This window comes from Roseobacter sp. HKCCD5988 (assembly GCF_037830355.1).
Lineage (GTDB): Bacteria > Pseudomonadota > Alphaproteobacteria > Rhodobacterales > Rhodobacteraceae > M30B80.
Window position 1 is genome coordinate 1,089,224 of the sequence record NZ_JBBLYJ010000001.1, and the last position, 22,567, is coordinate 1,111,790.

The following is a 22,567-nucleotide window of genomic DNA, read 5'->3' on the forward strand; positions in this document are numbered from 1 at the left end:
TGCGAGACTGATCTTTTAGCCCATGAGTGACCGCGTGACCCCCTCCTCTGATGCCACCCCGCAATTGGTCGACAGCCATTGCCATCTGGATTTTCCCGATTTTGAAGGTGAATTGGGCGATGTCGTGGCGCGGGCTGTGGAGGCGGGTGTGTCCCGTATGGTGACGATTTGCACCAAAATGGGCAATGTTCCACAGGTGCGCAGCATTGCCGAGAGCCATGCGCCCGTGTTCTGGGCTGCGGGCCTTCATCCGATGAGCGTGGCCGCTCAACCGCCCGTCACGGTTGAGGATTTAGTGGCCCTTGCAGCGCATCCAAAATTCGTTGGCATAGGCGAGACGGGTCTGGATTATCACTACACCGCCGATAGCGCAGAAGCGCAAAAAGACAGTTTGCGCATCCATATTGATGCCGCGCGCGAGACAGGGCTGCCCTTGATCATCCATGCCCGCGCTGCAGATGAGGATATGGCGCAAATTTTGCGCGAAGGATATGCAAACGGACCTTATTCCTGCGTGATGCATTGTTTCAGCTCTTCGGCTGAATTGGCGCGCGCGGCATTGGATTTGGGGTTTTATCTTTCAATGTCGGGCATTGCGGCCTTCCCAAAATCGGGCGAGTTGCGCGCCATTTTTGCCAAAGCGCCCCTTGATCGGATTTTGGTTGAAACCGACAGCCCCTATTTGGCCCCGCCACCGCACCGCGGACGGCGCAACGAGCCTAGCTATACAACCCTGACCGCGCAGGTGGGGGCGGATATCTTTGGCATCAGCCTTGCCGAATTCGCCGCGGCAACCAGTGCGAATTTTGACAGGCTGTTTTCTAAGGCCGCCCAATGGCAGGGGGGCGTTTAGGGTTATGGGCAAGCTGCGTTATACCATACTTGGCTGCGGCTCATCAGGCGGTGTGCCGCGTTTGGGGGGCAATTGGGGGGCCTGTGATCCGCGTGAACCCAAGAACCGCCGCCGCCGCTGCTCGCTTTTGGTGGAGCGTTTGGGCGAGGGCGGCACAACGCGGGTCTTGATTGATACCTCGCCTGATATGCGCGCCCAGCTATTGGATGCAGATGTGGGCGCGCTTGATGGTGTGGTTTACACCCATTCACACGCGGATCACGTGCATGGTTTGGATGATCTGCGCATGATCGTCTTCAACATGAAATCCCGCCTCAATGTTTGGGCAGATGCAGCCACGGCCAGCAATCTCTTGTCTCGCTTTAGCTATGCCTTTGTGCAGCCCGAAGGGTCGGATTATCCGCCGATCCTGACGCTGAACCCGATTGAGGGTGAGATTGTGGTGACGGGGGCAGGCGGGCCTGTGACGCTGCAGCCATTCGATGTGGAACATGGGCGCATCATGGCGAAAGGGTTTCGCATCGGTGACGTGGCCTATTTGCCAGATGTCTCGGACATTCCTGCGCCTGCGTGGGAGATGCTATCGGGTTTGGATTGTTGGATTTTGGACGCGCTGCGCCGCACGCCCCACCCAAGCCACGCGCATCTTGAGCAAAGCCTAGATTGGATTGCCCGCGCCCGCCCGCGCCGCGCAATCCTGACCAATATGCATTTAGATTTGGACTATCAAACGCTTTGCGATGAATTGCCTGCGCATATCTCGCCCGCCTATGACGGGCTGCGCATCAGTTTGGATATCTAGAGAATGTCCGCCCTTCTCGAAGTTGTCTTGCCCGTCTTTATCGTCATTGGCTTTGGCTATGTGATGGTCTGGCGCGGCTTGTTTTCTGAAGAAGGCGTTGACCTTCTCATGAAGTTTTCACAAGGAATTGCGATCCCTGCGCTGCTATTTTTGGCGATTGCGCGGCTTGATCTGAGCCAAGATTTCCATTTCCCGCTGCTGCTGAGCTATTATTCTGGCTCAATCCTTGTGTTCCTTTTGGGCATGTTCGGGGCGCGCGTCATCTTTGGGCGGGTTTGGACAGATTCGGTGGCGATTGGGTTTGTAGCCATGTTCGCCAATTCCGTGCTGTTGGGCCTGCCGATCATGGAGCGCGCTTATGGCCCCGATAGCCTTGCAGGGAATTTTGCGATTGTCGCGCTCCACGCCCCGTTTTGTTATCTGGTGGGCGTAACCGCAATGGAGGGGGTCAAGGCGGGCCGCGTGGCGCCGCATATCTTGGCCCTTGCTGTGGGGCGTGCGCTGTCGCGCAATGCGCTGACCTTGGCCATTGGGGCGGGGTTTGTTGTGAATTTCATCGGGCTTGGCATGCCCGTTGTTGTCGAGGATGGGATTGCCCTTTTGGCCCGCGCGGCCCTGCCGACCGCGCTTTTTGGGTTGGGTGGGGTGCTCTATCGTTATCGCCCTGAGGGCGAGGTTCGGGTGATCGCGATGGTCTTGATCCTGTCGCTGATTGTGCATCCCGCAATTGGCTGGGTGATGGGATCGCAGATTTTGCATATTCCCAGTGATGATCTGAAATCTGTGGTCATCACCGCCGCGATGGCCCCAGGCGCCAATGCCTATCTGTTTGCCAATATGTATGGGGCAGGGCGGCGCGTTGCGGCCAGTTCGGTTTTGGTTGGCACGGGCGTGACAGTTTTGACCTCATCAATTTGGTTGATCATCCTCGGCTGAGGCCCTTACAAATTTTGTGCTGCGGCAACCTTCACGCTTCCCATTTGCTCAATTGTATACTATGGGATGCCGAAATCATCCTCCCTAAGGAGCCAAAGCTATGACCGACCAGACCCCAGATATCATCTACACCAAAGTTGACGAAGCGCCTGAACTTGCCTCGGCTTCGCTTTTGCCGATCATCGCGCGCTTTGCGCGGGCGGCGGGTGTCTCGGTTGGCACGCGCGACATTTCGCTGGCAGGGCGCATTTTGGCGGCATTTGCCGATCAATTGCCCGCCGATCAGCGCCAAAGTGATGATCTGGCCGCCTTGGGGGAATTGGTCAAAACGGCGGATGCCAATGTGATCAAGCTGCCAAATATCTCGGCCTCTGTGCCGCAATTGCAAGCCGCAATCAAAGAATTGCAGGGGCAGGGCTATGCTATCCCTGATTATCCAGAAAACCCAAAAACTGATGCGGAAAAAGACGCGCGCGCGAAATATGACGCGATCAAAGGCTCTGCTGTGAACCCCGTTTTGCGCGAAGGGAATTCAGACCGCCGCGCGGCCAAAGCCGTGAAGGCCTATGCGCAGGCCAACCCACATCGCATGGGCGAGTGGACGAAGGATAGCAAAACCCGCGTTGCGGCCATGTCGGGCGGCGATTTCCGCAGCAATGAAACATCGGTCACGCTAAAAGATGCCGCAACCGCGCGCATCGTTCACGTTGCGGAAGATGGCACTGAGACTGTGTTGAAGGATGCAGTCAGCTACCCTGCGGGCACGGTTGTTGATGCGACCTTCATGAGTGCTGCGGCGCTGAGCGATTTTCTGGCGGCAGAGATTGAACAAACGAAGAAAGATGGCGTGCTGTTCTCGCTGCATATGAAGGCCACAATGATGAAGGTCTCTGACCCGATCATCTTTGGCCATGCGGTCAAAGCCTATCTTGCGCCCGTCTTTGAAGAATTTGGGGATCGTTTGGCGGCACTTGGCGTCAACCCCAATTCGGGTTTGGGTGATCTCTTGACCCGCATTGCAGGTGAGGCCGATATCAAAGCGGCGATTGACGCCTGCATGGCAGCGCGCGCGCCTATGTATATGGTCGACAGTGATCGCGGCATCACCAATTTGCATGTCCCCTCGGATGTGATTGTTGACGCATCCATGCCCGCGCTGATCCGTGCAGGTGGCAAAGGCTGGGGGCCAGATGGCAAGGAACATGACGCGGTCTGTGTGATCCCTGATAATTCTTACGCGCCCGTCTATGACGAGACGATCAAGTATTTCAAAGAAACGGGCAAGCTTGATCCCGCCACTTGCGGCACGGTGCAGAATATTGGCCTGATGGCGCAAAAGGCCGAAGAATATGGCAGCCACCCAACCACATTCGAAATGGCCGCAAAAGGCACGGTTCGGATGATCTTGGAAGATGGCACGGTGATCCATGAACACGCTGTTGAGGCGGGTGATATTTGGCGTTCGGCCTCTGCACGCAAAGCACCGATTGAGGATTGGGTGAATTTGGCGATTGATCGTCAACGCGCCGAAGCCTGCGAGGCGGTGTTTTGGTTGGATGAAACCCGCGCCCATGATGCAGAATTGATCGCTTATGTGCGCCCGATTTTGGAAGCGCGCGGTGTGGCCGATAAATTCGCGATTATGGCGCCGCGTGAAGCGACCCGCAAAGCCCTAGAAACGATCCGCGCAGGTAAGAACCATATCGCCATCACAGGCAATGTGTTGCGCGATTACCTGACCGATCTCTTCCCCATCCTTGAATTGGCGACATCGGCCAAGATGCTGTCGATTGTAAAGTTGATGCAGGGCGGTGGTTTGTTTGAGACGGGTGCAGGCGGCTCGGCCCCGAAACATGTGCAGCAGCTGCAAGGTGAAAACCACCTGCGCTGGGACAGTCTGGGCGAGTTCTGCGCCCTTGGTGAAAGCTTTAAGTTCTTGGCGGAGACAAAGAACAATGCCGCAGCCCGTATCTTGGGCGAAGCGGTCGAGGCCGCGACCCAAGGCGTGTTGGATGATAACCGCAGCCCTGGCCGCAAGGTGGGCGAGCCTGACAACCGCGACAGCCATTACTGGTTCGCGCGCTACTGGGCTGAGGCCTTGGCCGCGCAAGGCGAGGATGCAAAGCTTGCCGCAGAATTCGCGCCAATCGCCAAAGCCTTGGCGGAACATGAGGCGCAGATTTTGGCAGAGTTGCACGCAGGTCGCGGTGCGGCTGTGGATTTGGGCGGCTATTATCACGCAGACCCCGCAAAGGTTGCAGCCGTCATGCGCCCTTCGGCCACGATGAACGCAATTTTCGCCTGACGCACAGGCCACTTTGCGTGATAATGTAGCAAAGCCCCCCGTGGTTTCGGGGGGCTTTTCTCTGTTTGGGGGCTTTCCATATCGACCCCAATCAGACAGAACATGGCGCAACATGAGGGGGGATGCCATGCGCATTGTCATTGCAGGGGCGAGCGGGTTTGTGGGGCAAATGCTGGTGCCCGAATTGCGCGCGCGGGGCTGATGTGATGCTGCTGAGCCGCACCCCTGAGGCGCTGCAGGCGAAATTCCCCGAATGCGCAGTGTCGGATTATGCAAACCTATCGCAGGTGCTGCAGGGGTCAGATCTGCTGCTTAATTTGGCGGTGGTCAATTCAGATGCGGGGGCAAGCCTGAGCGCCTATCAGTCCGTCAATGTGGAATTCGCCGCCACGCTTGCGCAGGCGGCGCAGGATGCGGGGGTGCGGTTTGTCAATGTCAGATCGACCCATGCTTTGGAGGCAGCCAACCGATCCGCCTATGCACAAAGTAAACGCGATGGTGTTGCAGCAGTTGACGCGGTGGGGGGGATATCGTGCATCTCTATCTGCCAGCGATTTATGGCGCGACATTCGTAGGCGCGCTGCGCCATCTAAACCGCTTACCCAAGCCTCTGGCGCGGTTTGCCTTTGGCCCGATTTCGGAGCTGAAGCCGACCCTGTCCGTGACGCGGCTGGCGGAGTGGCTGTGTCATCACGCGCGGACGGCCCCGCGTGAGCTTGTGCTGAGTGACGGGCAGGGGGACAACCTCACCTATCGCGCGGTCAGCCGCGTGATGGATTTAGCTGTCGCAGTGGGTGGCTTGATCCTATTCGCGCTGCCGATGCTGATCTTGTGGGCTTTGATCCGCAAAGAAGGCGATGGCCCTGCAATTTTCGCGCAACCGCGCGTGGGCCGTGGGGGGCAGGTTTTCACCTGCTACAAATTCCGCACCATGGCGATTGGTATGAGACAGGCGGGCACGCATGAGGTGTCTAGCGCCGCCGTCACGCACTTGGGGGTCAAGCTGCGCTGATATAAACTTGATGAGCTGCCGCAGCTTTGGAACGTGCTTTGGGGTGACATGAGTCTTATTGGCCCACGCCCCTGCCTGCCTGCGCAAGAGGAATTGGTGAGCTTGCGGAAGGAAGCGGGTGTTTTGGACGTTCGCCCCGGCATCTCGGGTCTTGCCCAAGTTGCGGGCGTGGATATGAGCGATCCCGCGCGCCTCGTTGCATGGGATGCCCGCTACATCGCTCTGCGCGGTCTGATTTTGGACATTCGGTTGATCTTGCAGACGGCCCTTGGGGCGGGGCAGGGCGATCGCGTTGGGAAATGAGATTGATTTTGCGCGTGTTTGATAACTGGTGTTTCGTGACATTTGAAAATCGCGAAATACACTCCAAAGACGCAGCCACGCGCGTGGAACGCGTTTCGTGTTTTGAATTCAGTGACTTAGCGAAGACACGGCTCTGAGTGTTTTGGCGGTGTTTTGGGTGTGTTTTTGGGCTCAAAATTGGATGCGCTTGGCTTGCAATTTGGTGTCGCTTGCCCTCTCAATAGAGGCATTGGTTTTTCGAAAGGATTACGCTATGCGCGCCATTTTTGCTCTATTCATTGGATTATTGGCTGTGGGGCCTTTGCCGGTGTCTGCTCAGAGTTATTCGGAGCCCGGTCGCTGGACTGCCACGCGCTCTGCATTGATGGATGCAATCCGCGTCCACGTGGAGTGGGATCTCGGTCAGCCCACTGAGTTCGTCGTCGATCAGTTGCGGGTGGCGGGCGACGTGCCGTATGGGGCCCTGTCTCCACAGCTGCCGGGCGGTGGCGCGATTGACCTCTACAACACGCCGGGCTATCGGCGGTGTATGAACCCTGACCACGTAGACGGCACCCACGTGGCGGTCTTGCACCGCAAGCTGAGGGAGACGTGGGTGGCTGTGCACCAATCGATTGGCGCGACAGACGTGTGGTTCTCTGCGCCAGACTACTGCATTGAGTATATGCGGCGGTCATTCCGGAGTGGTGTAAGTAATGGTGATTGGTGCGCGGTTTGATTTTGGGTGAGGGCTTGACGTGACGGTGCGTCGGATATTCCACATACAGCCGGGGACGGATGGCGGGACGGAGCGGTTCTTCGTGACGCTGTCGGAGGCGTTTCATGAGCGCGGGATAGATCAGCAGTTTGCCATTCGTCCTGGGCGTCTGTGGCGCCATGAGGTTGAGGGGCTTGGAGGCATATTAGAGGGGCGGTTTCTGCGTCGCACGCCGCGCGGGCTGTTTGACCTCTGGCGGCTCCATCGCGCCATCCGAGACTTTCAGCCCGATGCGATTATGGCGTGGCGGGCTCCTGCTGCTCGATTGATCCCGCGGGACGTGCCGGCAGCCAAGATTGTCCGCCTCGGCGACTACCCGCACCACGTGCGCCACTTCGCGGGGCTCGATGCGGTGGTTTGTAACAACCCGAGCATCGCGCGCCACATTCGAGAATTAGGGTGGGGCGGCAAAGCGCCAATTATCTCGAACTTCTCTAGGCCAGTGTCGAGCGTTCCGATATCGCGCGCAGAGCTCGACACGCCTGATGATGCATTTGTCGTGTGTGGTGCCGGTCGCTTCACCAGGGTGAAGGGGTTTGACTTGCTTATTGCGGCGGTGGCGCAGTTGGAGGGCGTGTATCTGTGGCTAGTGGGGGATGGACCTGAGGCTGAGGCTCTGTTGTGGCAGGCGGAAGACTTGGGAGTGTCTGACCGCGTGCGCTTCGCTGGTTGGCGAGAGAACCCAACGGAGGTCATTGGTGCTGCCGACGCATTTGTCTTGCCGTCGCGCGATGAGCCACTAGGCAATGCCCTCATTGAGGCGTGGCGCGTTGGCGTGCCGTCTGTCGCGAGCATGACGGATGGGCCGAATTGGTACGCTGAGGATGGTCGGGATGCCCTCTTGGTGCCGGTGGGGGATGTGAGTGCGCTGGCGGGGGCACTGCGGCGACTGGTTGCGGATGGTGACCTGCGCGGGCGGCTGGTTGCGGGCGCCAGTCAGACGCTGTCGGAGCGGTTTGACCGGGACGCCGTCGTTGACGCCTATCTCGAATTGTTTGACCGCATTAATGTCGGCAGGAAGTGAGTGCCGTGATGGTAATAGCCTGTAACGGCTCGCTGCATAAAGGCCAGCGGCAATTTTAGAACAATACAACCTCACGCTGAAATTGGCTTCGCTTTGGAAAATTTATGCAGTAGGGCGTCGAGCCGCTTGATGGCCTTGCGGCGCCCGTTGATGGCGGCGTCGAGGTATCGGTTCCGGGTCTTGGGGTTGGAGTAGTGGCGCCTGTTGGCGTTTTGCTCGCAGCGGTGAATGAGTTTTATGGCCTGCCGGTATGTGGCGTCCTGGCCAGATCGCCGTGGAAATGAAAGCAGTTGGTCCATCCAGAACTCTGCGCGCTTGCGTTCGTCGTCATGCGTCGGCGCGTTTGCGATGACCGCCAGGACGCGGTCGATTTGCGCGTCCGCCGTCGCGATGGAGAGGAGGGCGCGCCCGAGGTCTGTCTGGTGCGCCTCTGAAGTGTCGACACCCATACTCCTTGGCGTATGGCTCCAGGTATTTGAGGATGAGGTCGTGTGGCGGTGGCTGGTTCAGCCCGTGTCGGACGCCATTTTGGGAGGAGCTGCGCCGGCCCTCTCTCGTCTTGGGGCCGGTACTCTTGCGCGCATTAGAGCGGTTGGCCGTGATTTGCAGTTTGGTGGCCATCACTGCACCTCCTCTGCGTCCTCGACTTGTCTAAGTTTGCGTTGCCTTTGGTAGTGCTCGAGGTCTGCGATCAGTTGCCGCCGCCGGTTCTCGGCCAGTCGAATATTTTGCTCGTAGACCGTAATTGCTCCCCTGTTGTCGACATAGGCGCAGGTGGCGGCGCGTGTCATGATGGACTGGGGCTCGATCGGCGGGTCTGCGTCAAACATTGGCGCTATCTTGTGGGCGTATTCGTCGATCGCTCGCTCCATGTATGATTGCATGCGGCGGCGGTTACGGTCGATGTCTAAGTCGCAATAGGCGATGAGTTCGACTTGCCTCACCTCGAATAGGTCTACCGGACTGAAGTGCGCCTTGATGGCGTCGAAGTGAATTTGAAAGTCGTGTGGCTCCTCTCCTATTGAGAGGATGGGGCCGGACAGGATGGGGAGGGTGCTGGACATGTTCGAAATCCTTACAATTGTGATGTAAGAATTCTGGAACAAATAATGAACATGTCAAATCTAAAATTGGGATATGTTCAGTGTTTATTGGGTTTTTGTCTCACGTCTGTCTCGGTGTGTTTCAGCTTAGTGTCGCAAGTGTGTCACTTGGTATTGATGCGGATGCCGGGGCGGTCGTCGGGCGTGCCTATGAATTCGATGCCGGCGGCTTCGAGGGCGGCTTTGATGGCATCGATGGTTTTTATTGATGCGCTGGCGCCATTCCCATCGGCTTCCACGCGCCGGATAGTTTTTTCGGAAAGTCCCGCGCTCGAAGCAAGGTCTTGCAGTGAAAGTCCGAGGGCTGCGCGCGCCATTCTTATTTGTAGTCCATTTATCATTGACATCATCCAAATTGTCCGATATTTGGACATTTATGATTGCAGAAAGTAATAAATCTTACGACTGGTTAGGGGCGCTTGAATTGTTGAAGGGCGCTTATGCCCCGTCGACGATTGACGCCTACTATCGCGACTTCTGTGTATTTGTCCAATGGTGTGATCTAAGCGGGGTTAAACCATTGCCCTGTGGTGTGGCAGACGTTGTCGCATTTCTGGATGATCAATCCGAAACTAAGGCCGCCACGACGGTGAGGCGTTATGCCGTGTCTATTGGCAAAATACACCGCCTCCTGAATTTTGATGACCCGACTAAATCTGAATTGCTTCGGCTTGCCTTGCGACGCGCGCAACGTGCGGCTATTGCCCCTCAGCGCCAGTCAATTGGCCTTACGCGAGAGGATGTGAATGCTATTGTGGCAAAGAGACATCGATCGCTGCGCCACCTGCGTGATGCCGCCATGATCTCTGTTGGATTTGACGGATTGATGCGACGATCTGAGATTGTCTCACTGAGGATGTCTGACGTTGAGTGGAACGGGAGCGAAACGGCACGCGTGATCGTCAGGCGTAGTAAGACGGATCAGTTGGCGCGGGGCAGGGTGGTGTGGCCCACGGATAATTCAAACCGGGTATTGAAAGATTGGATGGAACTGCGTGACAGTACGCAGTATTTGTTTGGGCCCGTTTATGGTGACCTGATGATTGATCGATTGCTCAACCCAGTGTCTGTGCAGCGCGCTATTAAACGCTGTCTACGGGAAATTGGTTATGACGAGTACCACTGTTACACCGGACATGCGTTGCGTGTCGGGGCGGCACAAGAGTTGTTGCGTATGGGGCGTGACACTGCGGGTATCATGCGTGCCGGTGGCTGGAAGTCGGTGTCTACCCTGGCGCGTTATCTTGAACGAGCCGAGCACTCAGTCTGGAGTGGTCAGAACTGTTGAAAAAAAGTTTCTGCCCAAATTTCGTAGTTACGAATCTGACGCGCGTAGTATACGCTCAAACTTGAGCGAATGATTATATCGTTTCTAATTTTTGACTTTACCTGGTGGCCCGACGTTGTCAGCTGCCGTGCGGTAGCAGTTGAAGTTGCGGGTTAATGGCTAGTGTGCGTGAAGAGATTGCGCTTGAGCGGTCATTTCAGTGTATGCGGCTCATACAACAAAAGGGCGATATTTCTTCCCGTGAGTTGGCCGATCGGCTCAATATATCTAACGGTGCTGCCTACTATGTCCTCAATGCCTTGATAGAGAAGGGCTATGTAAAGGTAGAGAATTTTAAAAATAATGCCAAAAAATCAGGCTATTTCTATCTGCTCACACCAGCTGGCGTTAGCGAGAAGTCGAAGCTGACTGCTAAATTCATTCGGCGCAAGAGGGCCGAATATCATGCTTTGAAGGCAGAAATAGAAGCACTTGAGAGAGAATATCTTGACAATATAAGTAGCGTCTAATGATTGCGCACGATGGGTGCGGTTCTATTAAGAAGCAAGCCTAATTTTTTAAATTGCGTTTCTTGTTATGTGCTTGTTAAATTTTTGAACTTTTCAGAAGAAAGTTTTAAATATTATGGACAACAGAAGAGTGTTGGTAACTGGGGCCGATGGTTTTATCGGCTCACATTTGGTCGAGTTGCTGGTTCGAGCGGGCTACGACACGCGCGCTTTTGTAATGTACAATTCTTTTAATTCTTGGGGATGGCTCGACCAACTTCCCAACGATATAAAGCACAACATTGAGGTTATTTCCGGAGACATCCGTGATCCACATGGCGTAGCGAGCGCTATGAAGGGATGTGACGTTGTGTTGCATTTGGCTGCCTTGATCGCTATCCCCTTTAGCTACCATTCACCTGATAGCTATGTCGCAACGAATGTTGCTGGCACACTCAACGTTTTGCAGGCAGCGAGGCGTTTAAATACCAGACGTATCTTGTCCACATCTACGTCTGAAGTTTATGGCACTGCGCAATTTGTACCGATTACTGAGGACCATCCAGTTAATGCGCAATCGCCATACGCTGCAACGAAAATTGCGGCCGATCAGCTGTCCCTAGCATTCCACAAGAGCTTTGGCACACCGGTTTCGGTAATTCGTCCTTTTAATACTTATGGTCCGCGACAGTCTGCTCGCGCCATAATTCCAACGATAATTACCCAAATCGCAGCTGGAAAACGCAAAATAAAGTTAGGGGCCCTACACCCTACCCGTGATTTTACCTTTGTGGCAGACACGGTCCAAGGTTTCGTACAGGCTATGGAATGCGACAAGTGCGTTGGTCAGATCACTAATATCGGATCAGGCTTCGAGATTTCCATTAAAGACACGGTTGGGCTAATTGCAGATTGTATGGGTGTGGAAATAGAGGTTATTTCGGACCATGAGAGGGTGCGTCCGGCTGGTAGCGAAGTAGAGCGATTATTTGCCGGGGTTGATAAAGCTCGTCACCTCTTTGGTTGGGCGCCGGAGCATGGTAGCGTCAAGGGGTTTGCAAAAGGCATTTCCAAAACTGTCGAATGGTTTCAAAACCCATCCAACTTAGCAGCATTTAGAACTTCAAGCTACACTGTTTGAAATAAGATAGTCCTTTGACGTTCAAGCGTTCTTTAGCCGAAGAGCTCCTTAACCGTATTAGATCGGTTGTTGGTCAAAATGATGCGTCACTGCCTTTGCATGCACCTGAATTTCTTGGCCGAGAGCGGGAGTTAGTTTTAGATTGTATCGATACTGGATGGGTTTCGTCAGTTGGATCATATGTAAACATGTTTGAAGCTGAAGTGGCTAGACTTTCCGACTGTTTGCATGGTGTTGCTGTTGTGAATGGTACAGCTGCTCTTCAAATCGCATTAGCAGTCTCTGGGGTTAACGCAGGTGATGAAGTTTTGCTGCCTACGCTTACTTTTGTGGCAACTGCAAATGCAGTTACTCATTTGGGTGCGGTGCCCCATTTTATTGACAGCGCCTATGATACCTTGGGTGTTTGCCCAACCTTGTTGCGTTCTCATCTTGAACGGATTGCTGAGGTCCGTGGGGGGCAAACCTGGAACCGCAAGACCGGGCGGCGAATTGCAGCTTTGGTCCCTGTGCACGTATTTGGTTGCCCTGTTGACATGGATGGCATCGATGCAGCGATTTCCGATTGGCCTATGGTTGTTGTTGAAGATGCAGCCGAAAGTTTAGGCAGCCGTTACAAGGGTAAAAGTTGTGGAAGCTTAGGAACAGTCGCGGCTATCAGCTTTAATGGAAACAAAATTTTGACGACGGGTGGGGGGGGGGCAATTGTTACTAATAATGCTGATATGGCCAGCAGGGCGAGACACTTGAGTACCACAGCAAAGCTTGCTCACAAGTGGGAATTTGTGCACGATGAAGTCGGATATAATTTTCGAATGCCAAATGTTAATGCGGCTATAGGTTTAGCACAGTTAGAGCAATTAAATAACCGTTTGGTATTGAAGCAGCGTCTTTTCGATGGATACGCTGAGGCATTTCGTGGATTGTCTGGTGTGCAAATTTTTAAAGCGCCCATTGTCTCAAATTCAAACAATTGGCTAATAACGTTACTTCTAGACCGTGCATACGCCAAAGACCGAAACAATATTTTGACGGTTCTGAATGATGCAGGAATTATGGCTAGGCCAGTCTGGGCTCTCATGCATCAGCTGTCAATTTATCAAAGTGCGCCACGTGCCATCCTAACGCAAGCTGAGGATTTAGCCGCACGTCTAATAAGCATTCCTTCGTCAGCTTATCTGGGTGCGCGAGTGAATAACGGAATATGAGAAAAATTTGTGTGATCACTGGTACGAGAGCAGAATTCGGCTTGCTGCGCTTCGTGTTATTAGGTCTGAAAGAGGCTTCTGATGTCCATTTGCAATTGATAGTTACCGGTGCTCATCTAGTCCCTGAGTATGGTAATACGTATGATGAAATTCATTCTGCAGATTTCCAGATTGATGCAGAAGTGGATATGCTACTAGCTTCAAACAGTTCTCGTGCGGTTGGACAGTCGCTTGGGATGGGTGTAATTGGCATTACAAACGCTTTGTCGAGGTTGTCGCCGGATATAATCGTATTATTGGGCGATCGCTACGAGGCATTAGCTGCTGCCCAAAGTGCAATGATACTTGGTATCCCAATCGCGCACATCCATGGTGGAGAAGCGACTGAGGGGCTTGTCGATGAGGCCATTCGTCATAGCATAACTAAGATGTCACATGTGCATTTTACCGCTGCAGAACCATTCCGTAAAAAAGTAATTCAATTGGGCGAGCATCCGAGCACAGTGCATAACGTTGGAGCATTAGGGCTTGATAATATTGCATCTCTTCCTCACATTTCGCGTTGCGAAATCGAAGAATTTATTGGATTGAAACTTGATGCGCCTACACTTCTTGTAACGTACCACCCACTCACACTAGACGGTTGCGGCACCTCCTCAGTTGACAATTTACTGATGGCTTTGGCTATGCAGAAAGATGTACGTATCGTTTTCACTGGCGCTAACGCAGATGCTATGGGGCAAGATATCAACGCTCGTATTCGCTCGTTCTGTAAAGCAAAATCAGAAACGGCGGTGCAAGTGGCTTCACTAGGAGTGAATAGATATCTTAATTTGATGGCAATATCGGACTCCGTAATAGGGAATTCTTCAAGTGGACTACTTGAAGCTCCGTTTTTAGGGGTTCCCAGTGTAAACATTGGCGATCGACAGCGTGGTCGTTTAACTGGACCTGCAGTAGTGAATTGCTCAAACACAACTGAAGACATTCACGCCGCTATAGAAAAAGCACGTAGTGGTGAGTTGAGAGCGATTGCAGCTCGCCGAGAGACACCATATGGAAAACCGGGGGCTTCAAATAAGATTGTTGAAATCTTGCGTACGATGAACCTTTCTGGAATTTTGTTCAAAAGGTTTTATAAATTGTGAATGCGGTTGCTGTTCCTGTTTTCTTCATAGGCTGTGTCCAATCAAGTGAAGTAGCCTTACGGGCGTTAATGGCTCGCCCTGAAATTAGTGTTAAAGGCGTGCTGTGCATGCGAAAAAACACATATAATTCGGACTTTGTTGACCTCTCAGAGATGGCAGCAGAAAATTGTATCCCAATCTTCTATGCTGAGCACATGAATCAAACAGAGTTGGCTGAGATTTTGCGTGCTAGTGCGGCTGAAATTACTTTTGCTGTTGGCTGGTCAAGATTGCTAGATCCGGACATCATTTCAATCCCGCGTTACGGAACCATTGGCTTTCACCCATCGGCGTTACCCCAGAACCGAGGTAGGCATCCACTTATATGGGCGCTGGCGCTCGGGTTGGAAAAAACAGCCTCAACATTTTTTATGATGGAGAAGGGTGCAGATACCGGTCCAATTATAAATCAGAAAGAAATAGATATAAATATTAATGATAATGCGCAGAGCCTCTACCAAAAAGTATTAGAGATTGTGCCAAAACAAATTAACATGATAATTGACGATTTAATTGCAGGCCAACTAAATGGGTCACCACAGGACCACTCGCTGTCGAATTACTGGCGCAAGCGTAGTACCCCTGATGGCCGGCTTGACTGGCGCATGTCCGCCTCAGCTGTTTACAACCTGACACGAGCGCTAACTCGTCCATATACCGGCGCCGAGTTCTATTATGGTAACCACCTGGTTAAAGTTTGGCGCTGTGAGCTAGTCACTGACAAAGTTCCATTCAATGCGGAACCTGGTAAAGTACTAAGTGTAGATGTTAGTGGCCCAGTTATAAAGACTGGTTTGGGGCGCGAAGGTGGAGCCGTTCGTCTATCGGAAACTGATCCGTTTTTAAATTTGCGAACGGGAGACTATTTGTGAAACGTCATTTAGTTATTGCACCGCACCCTGATGATGAAACTTTGGGCTGTGGCGGCACGCTTCTCAAAGCTCGCGATGAAGGAGACGAAATCTATTGGCTTGTTATTACTGGTATGAGTGACAAGCAATGCTTCACTACCGAACAGATAGAAAGTCGTAGAGTCGCAATTGACAGAGTTTCTAACGCTTATGGCTTCAGTGAAACCATTTTACTGAATTTTCCGGCAGCTGAGCTAGATTCGTTCCCAATGCGAGATATCATAGAGGGGATAGGGAGCGTAACTACAAGAATTAAGCCAACTGACATCTACCTGCCGCACAGGCGGGATGCTCATTCCGATCATTCCATTGTATTTGACGCTGCGATTTCTGTGTCAAAATGGTTCCGTTACAGCTCTATAGAAAGGACTTATGTCTACGAAACACAGTCTGAGACAGATTTTGACCTTTCTCCAGACTCACTTGGGTTTCGTCCTAATGTTTTCGTTAACATTTCAAGTTCGATTGATCGCAAAATTGAGATTGCAGGTATGTATAACAGCGAGTTTGCAGCACATCCCTTCCCGCGTAGTTTTCAAGGTATCCGAGCGCTTGCATTACTTCGTGGAGCGGCGTCGGGTTTCGAGGCCGCAGAAGCATTTATGCTTCTGCGGCAGCGTATTAGATAAAGAGGCTAAATATCGTGAATTCGACGCGAATAATAGCTGAAGCTGGAGTAAATCATAACGGCAACCTTGATCTAGCGTTGGAATTAGTTGACGTAGCAGCAGCTACAGGTGCCGATTATGTGAAATTTCAGACTTTTAAGTCACAAAAGTTAGCTAGCAGTATCGCTGAGAAGGCAGGCTACCAAAAACGTTGTACCAGCGATAAAGAAAGCCTGCTGGATATGTTAAGAAAACTTGAGCTTTCGCTTAATGATCATGAAAAACTTATTCAGCGCTGCGTTCAGCAAGGAGTGAGTTTCCTATCAACGCCGTTTGATTTAGAGAGTTTGGCGTTATTGACTGAGCACTTTGCGCTTCCTGAAATAAAATTAGGGTCGGGTGAGTTGACTAATGCACCATTGCTTTTAGCTGCGGGGCGAGCTGAGGTGAAAATAATTATGTCGACAGGTATGGCCAGTCTAGCTGAAGTTGAGGAGGCTTTAGGTGTTCTTGCATTCGCAATGTGCAGAAAAGGCATGCCGAAGGGGCGCGCTGACTTTGCTCAAGTGCTGCACGATCCAGATGTATGGCCTGTCTTGTCTGAACGGGTGACGCTATTACACTGTACGACCGAATACCCGGCGGCGGTTGAGGATACTAACCTTAATGCAATGGAAACAATGCGAAGGGCGTTCGGAGTTAGCGTTGGCTACTCGGATCATACGATCGGAAATGCAGTAAGCTTTGCCGCGGTAGCTCTGGGTGCGAGCGTGATAGAAAAACATTTCACCTTAGATCGAATGTTGTCCGGACCTGATCATGCAGCGTCAATGGAACCACATGAATTGGCATCGCTAGTAAATGGGGTACGTGCAATTGAAACCGCCCTTGGGACTGGAATTAAACAACCTGGGAAAGTTGAGGTGGAAAACCGAACAGCTGTCAGAAAAAGTCTAGTGGCAGCACGCAATATTCCAAAGACCCAAACTTTATCACCAGAGGATATATTAGTAAAACGCCCTGGTAACGGATTGTCACCGATGAACTTCTGGGACATCATCGGAAACATTACAACGCGTCCGATAAAGCGCGATGACTTTCTATGAATGTTATTAATGAAAACAATGTGAAAAACATCATTCTTGGTGCCGGCAGTCATGCACATGCGTTAATGATGTTATTAAGAGAATGCGATATGAAAGTCTTTGGCTGCGTCGCTCCGAGCCCACCTGAAACATCTCGTCAAGATACTTGCCGGTGGCTAGGAAACGATGACGTGCTCAAACAGTTCGATCAAAGGAGCACATACGTGTTTAACGGTATTGGCTCTACGGGGTCCACATCCCTCCGACAAGCGATATTCAAAAAAAATAGTGAATGTGGGTTTCGGTTTGGATCGATCGTCCACCCAACAGCGATCATAGCCAATGATGTTATGCTATCTCAAGGGGTGCAAATGTTTCCCGGAGTAATTATTCAACATAATGTAAAAATTGCTGAAGATGTACTCTTGAACACCGGGTGTATAATTGAACATGATTGCACGATTGGCGCTCATTCACACGTTGCGCCGGGAGCGGTTTTGTCCGGCGGCGTAATAATTGGCGAAGGGGTCCATGTAGGTGCATCATCAGTTGTCGCTCAAGGTGTGTGTATTGGAAATAATGCAATAATTGGGATAGGAGCTGTTGTCATACGCGATGTACCCGAGAATACGATAGCTATTGGCAATCCAGCCCGCGCATATGCATCTAATAAAGTTAAATCACAGTAAAAGTCGAATAAAAAATTGGAATCAGCTTGATTAAACAAATAAAAATAAAGAAAGAGTATCTGTTAAAAATCGACTCTACAATTAAAGAAGCAATGCAAAATATTAATACCAGTATTTTGCAATTCTGTTTGGTAGTTGAAAAAGAAGATGAAGTTGTCGGCACACTTACTGATGGCGACATCCGGAGAGCGTTGCTAAATGGAGCTGACATTAACGATCCAGTTTTGCAATTCATCAACAAAGATTTTGTTTATTTGTATGAGAAAGATGGGCTCGATAGCGCTGAAAAATTAATGTCGGACAGATCGGTTTCACAAATTCCTGTTTTGAGTAAAGACAAAAAAGCTACAAGTTTATTAATTCGAAGTTATAATTTAACAGAAAAATATATTGAAACCCCAGTCTTTTTGCTTGCTGGCGGTCTAGGCACACGCCTAAGGCCACTCACAAATGACCTCCCAAAGCCATTGATCGACATTGAAGGGCGCCCGATACTAGAGCACATAATAATAAGGTTATCACGCCAAGGATTTCGAAATATTATTATTTCTATAAACTTCAAAGGGCATCTTATAAAAAATTACTTTGGAGATGGTGCAAAGTGGGGCTTAAATATTCAATATATTGAGGAGACTAAAAAACTTGGAACTTCTGGTAGCCTTTCGCTGCTGAACAATTATAAATTTGATGATATTCTAGTAATGAATGCAGATCTCATTACTCAGATAAATTTGAAACATTTATTAGACCATCATAATCAAAGTGATGCGCTCGCTACGATATGCAGCAGAACTTATGTTCACGAAGTTCCATTTGGCGCCTTGAGCACATGTGGACCAAGAGTGCTCCACATAGAAGAAAAGCCAATAGTTTCAAAAATAATTAGTATGGGAGTATATGCTCTTAATAAGACTTGTTTAGAGCTCCTGGAGTATAATGAATATTGCGATATGCCTGAATTACTTGAAAGAATAATCAGAAATGATCATTTGGTAATACATTTTGAGACGGATGATGATTGGATTGATATTGGTCGTCTGAGCGAGCTAGAACGTGCCCGGGAACAAGCTCAAAAAAGCCAATCATAAATGTATGATAAAATATTAATTTTCAAGTTATGATGATTCAAATAAAAATAGAATATAAATATTAAATGCAAGACCAAAAAATTTTCAAAAAGATCAAGAATTAAATGCTTTAATATTGGGTGAAATTATTGCGAATTTTTAAAATTTACTTAAAAATATTAAGATGTACAACCCTAATAGTGAAAATTAATGCTTAAATTTTGTGGATCATTTGTTTATGAGTAAGAAACTAAAAATTGCAATTATACCAGCGCGCAAAGGGTCAAAAAGATTTCCTAAAAAAAATCGAGCTAAGATTCATGGAAAGAGTTTAGTCGAGCACGCTGTTCTATGTGCCCATAATGCAAAAATATTCGACGATATAGTGCTAACAACAGATGATGAGTATTTTTTTAATTTAAATTCTAAATTTCCTTTCCTTTATGTGAGGAGACGTCCTGGTATATTTGCTGAAGATGGGACTTCAGCATTTGAAGTTGTATCTGACGTATTGAATTTCAGATACAAGAGCCAAGATCTGAATATCTGTTATCTACAACCTACTAGCCCGCTTCGAATAACTACGGATATTGTTGACTCAGTTTCAGATAATTCTGTGAGTGTTCATTATGACGAACAGAATGTGTTGAAAAGTCGTCATAGGGTGAACGACGTCTTTGAAGACCTTGGTATAGCTTGTCAAGTAGGTCGACGAGGATCAAAGTTAGAAAATTTATTTTTCAATGGACTGTTTTATTGGATTAGCACTGAAAACTTTTTTTTGCAAAAAGGGTTTATTGGCCCAGAAACGCAATTGATTGAAACGCCCATTTCAAGGAGTTTTGATATTGATTACGAGTATCAATTTCATTTAGCGAAAGCAAATTACGATGAAATGTACGGGGATCATGTAAAAAAATGATTAAAGTAATCAATCAGCTCGTTATGCTTTTGGACTCAAAAGATAGGATCAAACTAATTTTTCTTACAATTTTATTTTTTTTCACGGCGTTATTTGAAGTTGTTGGGCTCGCATTTTTAATTCCGTTCGTTAACTTAATTATAGATCCAAATCTCGTGGATAATTATGCTCTTGCACAATTATTTCGTCAGGTTCTCCACTTCGAAAGCGAAAACGATTTTATATTTTATTTTGGCATTTCGCTTCTTTTTTATGTCATATTTGCTCAGTTTTTCAGAATGTATACTGCATACCAACAAATAAATTTTACTTATGTTTTGCAATATGCTCTTACTGAAACAACTATAGATAATTTCCTGTCTAATGACTTTTCTTTCTTCGTCCAGAATCATAGCGCTGACTTAAGTAAAGATATTCTTTCAGAAATCAGCGTTAAAGTAGTGGGGCTCATCATTCCAAGCCTTCAACTTGTATCAAGTGGTTTATTAATTCTATCCATTTCAGCATTTTTGTTTTATTTGGACTTTGCCGCGATGAGTTTGCTAATTTTTATTTTTGGTTCAATTTTTGGATCATTGGTCATATTCACACGAAAAATTCAAACTGAAATTGGATTAAAGAGATACAGCGCTAATTCTAAAATGTTTAAAATTTTAAATAATATGTTATCATCCATTAAGGAGGTCAAATTCTATCATGCTGAAAAAATTGAGGCTAAAAATTTCAATTCATTTACAAAAATGTTTTGTGATGCTCAGGCTCAATCTCAAGCTTTATCAATCCTGCCAAAATATGTCGTTGAGCTAGTTTTATTTAGTATCATAATTATTTCAGCTCTCCTAATGAGTGGTATGGATGATGAGCCTTCAAAATATATTTCTATTATTGTGCCATTCACATTTGGGATCTACAAAATTTTACCTGCATTACAGCAAGTATTTTTTTCGATTTCTCAATTGCGTTTCAATTCTTCGTCTCTTCTGACTGTAGAAAAAATGTCTGTGAAGCAAACAACATTAGATGAAGAATTTCACGAAGTGAAAGTGCCTCTTTTGTTTAATAATCGTATTGAGCTGTCATCTGTCACTTACAATTATCCAGGTGCTAGATATGCTTTGTTCAAAGATTTTAACTTCGGTATTAATTGCAATTCGATTGTAGGTATAAAAGGCCCTAGTGGGTCTGGTAAGTCGACGCTTATCAATTTGATGCTTGGGATTCTCCGTCCAAATAAAGGTTGTATAAAAGTTGACGGTAAGACATTGGCCAACGAAAATCTTGTACATTTGAACACTATTATAAGTTATGTTCCTCAAGAGGTATTTATTGTCGATGATACTATTGCAAAAAATATCACACTATATTCGGATTGCGATGATATCGACTTTGAGTGGCTGGATGAAGTGGTAGAAATATGCGCATTAGGTGATTTTATTAAGAATGAGCTGTCAGACGGATACCAAACCATACTCGGTGAGAGGGGATGCAAAATTTCCGGGGGGCAAAAACAACGTATAGGGATTGCCAGAGCTTTGTACCGTAGGCCCAAACTGCTTGTTCTTGATGAGGGCACCAGCGCTTTAGACGTGAGCACAGAGAAAAAGATCTTGGAAAATCTCCACAGGATCCGTGATCGTATCTCGGTTCTTATCGTGTCACATAGAATGCAGACGTTTTCTTACTGTGACGAAATCTTCGACATTCAAGACCTCAAAGATACGTCTACCGCGATTGAATAAATGGTTCCCATGCTTTGTGAAAATATTTAGTGAAAGGTGACTACTGATGAAAGTTAAGGTTATTGGCGCGGGTTCGATCGGTAACCATTTGGCTAACGCAGCGCGGCGGTTGGAATGGCAAGTTGATATGTGTGATATTGATCTATTGGCTTTGGAGAGAACTCAGAAAGAAATATATCCCTCAAGATATGGAGCTTGGGATCCAAAAATTAATCTCCACAGCATGGAAACAGCTCCTAAGGGAGATTATGACCTAATATGTATCGGAACGCCTCCTGACAGTCATTTGTCAATTGCAAAAGTTATTGCATGTGAAAAACCTAGAGCGGTTCTTGTAGAGAAACCATTATGCGAACCCGGATCATCTGATTTAGATACAGTTCATTCCTTATTCGAAAAGTACCAAATCAAAGCCTTTATCGGTTACGACCATACTGTAGGTGATGCTGTTAAATTTTGTGAGTATCTCATCGATAACGAAGATTTTGGTAAATTGCTAACTATCGACGTTGAATTTAGAGAGCATTGGGGTGGAATATTTGCTGCTCACCATTGGTTGGATGGACCCGCCGATAGTTATCTTGGCTTCACTGAAAGAGGTGGGGGGGCTTTGTGTGAGCATTCTCACGCCATCAATCTTTGGCAGCATTTCGCTTTGAAATGCGATGCTGGCTTAATTGACAAAGTCAGTTGCACGATTGATTATGTCAAAGACGATTTGGTAAATTATGACTCCCTCACCATCTTAACTTTGCAATCCAAAAAGGGAATCTTGGGCAGGTGTGTTCAAGATGTAGTAACTAAGCCATCTAATAAACATCTGAGGTTGCAATTTCAAAACGGCTTTTTGTCACTTGAGATAGGTAAATCAAACGGACATGATTTAGTATCGTGGTGTGTAGGAGCCGATGATATTTCTGAGAAATGGTTCCAAAAGACGCGTCCTGACGATTTTATTAATGAGCTGAAACACATTAAAGATTTTTTGGAAAATAATGATTATGAAAATTCTCCTATTAATATCAATAGGGGATATGCTACAATGTCAGTAATCAAAACCGCTCTTTGGTCCCAAGCTGAAACACGAACCCTCCAGGTCAAGTATCCAGAAAAACTAAAAATTAAGGGTATAAATTAAA

Annotated in this window: 23 protein-coding genes and 1 pseudogene; 21 read left to right on the plus strand and 3 right to left on the minus strand. The window is 48.8% G+C overall.

All coding sequences use genetic code 11. From position 1 onward, the window contains the following. The first annotated feature begins 22 nt into the window (after positions 1-22). The 8 genes and pseudogenes from AAC636_RS05450 (at position 23) to AAC636_RS05485 (ending at position 7,992) form a co-directional block, all read left to right on the plus strand. The gene (locus AAC636_RS05450) at positions 23-853 is read left to right on the plus strand and encodes a TatD family hydrolase (RefSeq protein ID WP_340300662.1); all 831 of its coding nucleotides are present in this window, start codon (positions 23-25) and stop codon (positions 851-853) included. 4 nt (positions 854-857) lie between these two features. Further along, complete coding sequence (locus AAC636_RS05455) at positions 858-1,655, plus strand: MBL fold metallo-hydrolase (protein ID WP_340300663.1); 798 nt, start codon at positions 858-860, stop codon at positions 1,653-1,655. A gap of 3 nt (positions 1,656-1,658) precedes the next feature. Then, entirely contained in the window at positions 1,659-2,591 is a 933-nt protein-coding gene (locus AAC636_RS05460) for an AEC family transporter (RefSeq protein WP_340300664.1), read from the plus strand. 100 nt (positions 2,592-2,691) lie between these two features. Further along, complete coding sequence (locus tag AAC636_RS05465) at positions 2,692-4,896, plus strand: NADP-dependent isocitrate dehydrogenase (protein ID WP_340300665.1); 2,205 nt, start codon at positions 2,692-2,694, stop codon at positions 4,894-4,896. A 122-nt stretch (positions 4,897-5,018) separates the two neighbouring features. Further along, entirely contained in the window at positions 5,019-5,471 is a 453-nt protein-coding gene (locus tag AAC636_RS05470) for a hypothetical protein (protein WP_340300666.1), read from the plus strand. Between the two features lie 197 nt (positions 5,472-5,668). Then, positions 5,669-6,211 (plus strand): annotated as a pseudogene (locus tag AAC636_RS05475) (sugar transferase). Positions 6,212-6,464: 253 nt separating this feature from the next. Continuing rightward, on the plus strand, positions 6,465-6,929 hold the full coding sequence (locus tag AAC636_RS05480; RefSeq protein WP_340300667.1) for a hypothetical protein: 465 nt from the start codon (positions 6,465-6,467) through the stop codon (positions 6,927-6,929). 82 nt (positions 6,930-7,011) lie between these two features. Next, positions 7,012-7,992 carry a glycosyltransferase gene (locus AAC636_RS05485; RefSeq protein WP_340300668.1) on the plus strand — a complete coding sequence of 327 codons (981 nt, stop codon included), beginning with the start codon at positions 7,012-7,014 and terminating at the stop codon, positions 7,990-7,992. A gap of 71 nt (positions 7,993-8,063) precedes the next feature. On the opposite strand, the gene AAC636_RS05490 is transcribed toward AAC636_RS05485, so the two are convergent. From AAC636_RS05490 to AAC636_RS05500, 3 genes are all read right to left on the minus strand, one after another. Then, complete coding sequence (locus tag AAC636_RS05490) at positions 8,064-8,441, minus strand: hypothetical protein (protein ID WP_340300669.1); 378 nt, start codon at positions 8,439-8,441, stop codon at positions 8,064-8,066. Between the two features lie 171 nt (positions 8,442-8,612). Then, a complete protein-coding gene (locus AAC636_RS05495; protein WP_340300670.1) occupies positions 8,613-9,056 on the minus strand; it encodes a hypothetical protein in 444 nt (147 codons plus the stop codon). A gap of 143 nt (positions 9,057-9,199) precedes the next feature. Further along, complete coding sequence (locus AAC636_RS05500; protein ID WP_445322541.1) at positions 9,200-9,412, minus strand: helix-turn-helix domain-containing protein; 213 nt, start codon at positions 9,410-9,412, stop codon at positions 9,200-9,202. Between the two features lie 59 nt (positions 9,413-9,471). On the opposite strand from AAC636_RS05500, the gene AAC636_RS05505 reads away from it, so the two are divergent. The 13 genes from AAC636_RS05505 (at position 9,472) to AAC636_RS05565 (ending at position 22,566) form a co-directional block, all read left to right on the plus strand. Further along, on the plus strand, positions 9,472-10,383 hold the full coding sequence (locus AAC636_RS05505; protein WP_340300672.1) for a tyrosine-type recombinase/integrase: 912 nt from the start codon (positions 9,472-9,474) through the stop codon (positions 10,381-10,383). 164 nt (positions 10,384-10,547) lie between these two features. Further along, positions 10,548-10,892, plus strand: a complete 345-nt coding sequence (locus AAC636_RS05510) for a MarR family EPS-associated transcriptional regulator (RefSeq protein WP_340300673.1) — start codon at positions 10,548-10,550, stop codon at positions 10,890-10,892. 115 nt (positions 10,893-11,007) lie between these two features. Continuing rightward, positions 11,008-12,012, plus strand: coding sequence for an NAD-dependent 4,6-dehydratase LegB (locus AAC636_RS05515; protein WP_340300674.1), 1,005 nt, complete (start codon positions 11,008-11,010; stop codon positions 12,010-12,012). Positions 12,013-12,026: 14 nt separating this feature from the next. After that, positions 12,027-13,220 carry a LegC family aminotransferase gene (locus AAC636_RS05520; protein ID WP_340300675.1) on the plus strand — a complete coding sequence of 398 codons (1,194 nt, stop codon included), beginning with the start codon at positions 12,027-12,029 and terminating at the stop codon, positions 13,218-13,220. Beyond that, entirely contained in the window at positions 13,217-14,368 is a 1,152-nt protein-coding gene (gene neuC / locus AAC636_RS05525; RefSeq protein ID WP_340300676.1) for a UDP-N-acetylglucosamine 2-epimerase, read from the plus strand. The genes AAC636_RS05520 and neuC overlap by 4 nt, the downstream gene beginning before the upstream one ends. Then, positions 14,365-15,279, plus strand: a complete 915-nt coding sequence (locus AAC636_RS05530) for a methionyl-tRNA formyltransferase (protein WP_340300677.1) — start codon at positions 14,365-14,367, stop codon at positions 15,277-15,279. The genes neuC and AAC636_RS05530 overlap by 4 nt, the downstream gene beginning before the upstream one ends. Continuing rightward, positions 15,276-15,947 (plus strand): PIG-L deacetylase family protein, encoded by a 672-nt coding sequence (locus AAC636_RS05535; protein ID WP_340300678.1) that lies wholly within the window; start codon positions 15,276-15,278, stop codon positions 15,945-15,947. The genes AAC636_RS05530 and AAC636_RS05535 overlap by 4 nt, the downstream gene beginning before the upstream one ends. Positions 15,948-15,961: 14 nt before the next feature. Next, positions 15,962-17,032 carry an N-acetylneuraminate synthase gene (gene neuB, locus AAC636_RS05540; RefSeq protein ID WP_340300679.1) on the plus strand — a complete coding sequence of 357 codons (1,071 nt, stop codon included), beginning with the start codon at positions 15,962-15,964 and terminating at the stop codon, positions 17,030-17,032. Further along, entirely contained in the window at positions 17,029-17,700 is a 672-nt protein-coding gene (locus AAC636_RS05545) for an acetyltransferase (protein ID WP_340300680.1), read from the plus strand. Before neuB ends, AAC636_RS05545 begins: the two co-directional genes overlap by 4 nt. Positions 17,701-17,726: 26 nt before the next feature. Then, the gene (locus tag AAC636_RS05550) at positions 17,727-18,788 is read left to right on the plus strand and encodes a nucleotidyltransferase family protein (protein ID WP_340300681.1); all 1,062 of its coding nucleotides are present in this window, start codon (positions 17,727-17,729) and stop codon (positions 18,786-18,788) included. Positions 18,789-19,005: 217 nt separating this feature from the next. Beyond that, the gene (locus tag AAC636_RS05555; protein WP_340300682.1) at positions 19,006-19,689 is read left to right on the plus strand and encodes a cytidylyltransferase domain-containing protein; all 684 of its coding nucleotides are present in this window, start codon (positions 19,006-19,008) and stop codon (positions 19,687-19,689) included. Further along, positions 19,686-21,428: an ABC transporter ATP-binding protein gene (locus AAC636_RS05560; RefSeq protein WP_340300683.1), complete on the plus strand. Its 1,743-nt coding sequence runs from the start codon at positions 19,686-19,688 to the stop codon at positions 21,426-21,428. Before AAC636_RS05555 ends, AAC636_RS05560 begins: the two co-directional genes overlap by 4 nt. 46 nt (positions 21,429-21,474) lie before the next feature. Next, positions 21,475-22,566, plus strand: coding sequence for a Gfo/Idh/MocA family protein (locus AAC636_RS05565; protein ID WP_340300684.1), 1,092 nt, complete (start codon positions 21,475-21,477; stop codon positions 22,564-22,566). Position 22,567 lies beyond the last annotated feature (1 nt).

Excerpts from the sequence above, each read along its gene's own strand:
- AAC636_RS05450 (WP_340300662.1), top strand. The coding sequence starts at position 23 with ATGAGTGACCGCGTGACCCCCTCCTCTGATGCCACCCCGCAATTGGTC.
- AAC636_RS05455 (WP_340300663.1), top strand. The coding sequence starts at position 858 with ATGGGCAAGCTGCGTTATACCATACTTGGCTGCGGCTCATCAGGCGGT.
- AAC636_RS05460 (WP_340300664.1), top strand. The coding sequence starts at position 1,659 with ATGTCCGCCCTTCTCGAAGTTGTCTTGCCCGTCTTTATCGTCATTGGC.
- AAC636_RS05465 (WP_340300665.1), top strand. The coding sequence starts at position 2,692 with ATGACCGACCAGACCCCAGATATCATCTACACCAAAGTTGACGAAGCG.
- AAC636_RS05470 (WP_340300666.1), top strand. The coding sequence starts at position 5,019 with ATGCCATGCGCATTGTCATTGCAGGGGCGAGCGGGTTTGTGGGGCAAA.
- AAC636_RS05480 (WP_340300667.1), top strand. The coding sequence starts at position 6,465 with ATGCGCGCCATTTTTGCTCTATTCATTGGATTATTGGCTGTGGGGCCT.
- AAC636_RS05490 (WP_340300669.1), bottom strand. The coding sequence starts at position 8,441 with ATGGGTGTCGACACTTCAGAGGCGCACCAGACAGACCTCGGGCGCGCC.
- AAC636_RS05495 (WP_340300670.1), bottom strand. The coding sequence starts at position 9,056 with ATGTCCAGCACCCTCCCCATCCTGTCCGGCCCCATCCTCTCAATAGGA.
- AAC636_RS05500 (WP_445322541.1), bottom strand. The coding sequence starts at position 9,412 with ATGGCGCGCGCAGCCCTCGGACTTTCACTGCAAGACCTTGCTTCGAGC.
- AAC636_RS05505 (WP_340300672.1), top strand. The coding sequence starts at position 9,472 with ATGATTGCAGAAAGTAATAAATCTTACGACTGGTTAGGGGCGCTTGAA.
- AAC636_RS05515 (WP_340300674.1), top strand. The coding sequence starts at position 11,008 with ATGGACAACAGAAGAGTGTTGGTAACTGGGGCCGATGGTTTTATCGGC.
- neuC (WP_340300676.1), top strand. The coding sequence starts at position 13,217 with ATGAGAAAAATTTGTGTGATCACTGGTACGAGAGCAGAATTCGGCTTG.
- AAC636_RS05545 (WP_340300680.1), top strand. The coding sequence starts at position 17,029 with ATGAATGTTATTAATGAAAACAATGTGAAAAACATCATTCTTGGTGCC.
- AAC636_RS05555 (WP_340300682.1), top strand. The coding sequence starts at position 19,006 with ATGAGTAAGAAACTAAAAATTGCAATTATACCAGCGCGCAAAGGGTCA.
- AAC636_RS05560 (WP_340300683.1), top strand. The coding sequence starts at position 19,686 with ATGATTAAAGTAATCAATCAGCTCGTTATGCTTTTGGACTCAAAAGAT.
- AAC636_RS05565 (WP_340300684.1), top strand. The coding sequence starts at position 21,475 with ATGAAAGTTAAGGTTATTGGCGCGGGTTCGATCGGTAACCATTTGGCT.